Raw genomic sequence first — 2,114 nt, 5'->3', positions numbered from 1 at the left:
GAGCTCGCGGCCTCGAAGTTCGACCTCAACTACATCGCGCTCGACGGCGAGATCGGCTGCATGGTGAACGGCGCCGGCCTCGCGATGGCGACGATGGACATCATCAAGCTCTACGGTGCCGAGCCCGCGAACTTCCTCGACGTCGGCGGTGGTGCCACGAAGGAGAAGGTGACCGAGGCCTTCAAGATCATCACCTCCGACCCGAACGTGAAGGGCATCCTCGTCAACATCTTCGGCGGCATCATGCGCTGCGACATCATCGCCGAGGGCGTGATCGCGGCGGTGAAGGAGGTTGGCCTCAAGGTACCGCTGGTCGTGCGGCTCGAGGGCACCAACGTCGAGAAGGGCAAGGAGATCATCCAGACCTCCGGCCTCAACGTGATCGCGGCGGACGACCTCAAGGACGGTGCCGAGAAGATCGTCAAGGCGGTGAAGGGGTAATGTTGATCGGCGCCATAATCCTTGCGACGCTCGTGGCGGTCAGCCTCGGGCTCCAGGTTATCGCCGCTCAGATGCACCGGGGGCTTGTATGGATCGCCTGGGTTATCGCTCCGACAGCCGCCGCAATTCCAGTTCTACAACACATGGCGAGTTGCCCGGTGATCGAAACCTCCGAAGGTCACTTTCCGTCCTGTTTCGGCGAAGGTGACCCGATGGGGGCTATCGGAAGCTCTGTTGCGCAAGATCTGTCCGCTTTAGGCGCGGTATGCGCGGTCCTAACTCTTCCTGTCGCGGCGTACTTTTTCCGGCGCGGCCAAGCATGAAACACACCAGATAAGACGGAGTTCAAAAAATTGTCCGTACTCGTCGACAAAAACACCAAAGTCATCTGCCAGGGCCTGACCGGCTCGCAGGGCACCTTCCACTCCGAACAGGCGATCGCCTACGGCACGAAGATGGTCGGCGGCGTCACCCCCGGCAAGGGCGGCCAGAGCCATATCGGCCTGCCGGTCTTCAACTCGGTCCATGAGGCCAAGCAGGCGACCGAGGCCAATGCCTCCGTCATCTACGTGCCGCCCCCCTTCGCGGCGGATTCGATCCTCGAGGCGATCGACGCCGAGATGGAGCTTATCGTCTGCATCACCGAGGGCATCCCGGTCCTCGACATGATGAAGGTCAAGCGCGCGCTGCAGGGCTCCCGCTCCACGCTGATCGGCCCGAACTGCCCCGGCGTCATCACGCCCGACGAATGCAAGATCGGCATCATGCCGGGCCATATCCACAAGAAGGGCTCGGTCGGCGTCGTCTCGCGCTCCGGCACGCTGACCTACGAGGCGGTGAAGCAGACCACCGACGTGGGCCTCGGGCAGTCGACCTGCGTCGGCATCGGCGGCGACCCGATCAAGGGCACCGAGCATCTCGACGTGCTCGAATGGTTCCTCGCCGATGACGAGACCCAGTCGATCATCATGATCGGCGAGATCGGCGGCTCGGCCGAGGAAGAGGCGGCGCAGTTCCTCAAGGACGAGGCCAGGCGCGGCCGCAAGAAGCCGGTCGCGGGCTTCATCGCGGGGCGCACCGCGCCTCCGGGCCGGCGCATGGGCCATGCCGGCGCCATCGTCGCCGGCGGCAAGGGCGGCGCGGAAGAGAAGATCGAGGCGATGCGCTCGGCCGGCATCGTCGTGGCCGACAGCCCGGCAACGCTGGGCGAGGCGGTCCTCAAGGCCATCGGGTGAGCCTACGGCATATTCGGTCAACTCCGACAAGGAGAGATCTGGCTTGAAGCGCTCGAATGAGGCGGCCTTGCGGTTCGCGGACCGACGGCAGTGACGCCCGACATCAATGGTTGGGCATTCGGTGATGACATGCCTGGTAGCATTGATGGCGTCTCTGGATCTGGAGGCCGTGACGCTGTTTTGGAACAGGCAACGAATTCGCCCGGCCGAGAATTGAAGGCACTCCGCACTATTCCTGCGATTCTCGCTGAGTTTGGAACTGGCTCAGCCTGCGAAAAGTGTCCAAATCCTGCCCCCGCAACCAAATTTATCTAATAATACCATGATCAGCCCCACCTGAGTGGTCCGATTTGATTGTTAGTGCATGACTGGCCTCTGGTCCATCGGGATGACGGATTCAGGGGCCGGCGGGCGGTAGCCCAGAGCACTGTGGGGGCG

The 2,114-nt window shown here is 63.0% G+C and carries 1 protein-coding gene and 1 pseudogene; both read left to right on the top strand.

Annotated features, from left to right (window positions below; translation table 11 throughout):
- Window positions 1-441, top strand: a pseudogene (gene sucC, locus OM960_RS25285) (succinate--CoA ligase subunit beta); the annotation flags it as partial.
- Between the two features lie 353 nt (window positions 442-794).
- Window positions 795-1,676, top strand: a complete 882-nt coding sequence (gene sucD / locus OM960_RS25280; RefSeq protein ID WP_264773921.1) for a succinate--CoA ligase subunit alpha — start codon at window positions 795-797, stop codon at window positions 1,674-1,676.
- The last annotated feature ends 438 nt before the right edge of the window (window positions 1,677-2,114 follow it).

Origin of the sequence: Defluviimonas salinarum (assembly GCF_026013545.1) — a bacterium.
In the GTDB taxonomy this organism is placed as follows: Bacteria; Pseudomonadota; Alphaproteobacteria; order Rhodobacterales; family Rhodobacteraceae; genus Albidovulum; species Albidovulum salinarum.
This window is presented reverse-complemented; position numbering and strand designations above follow the sequence as displayed.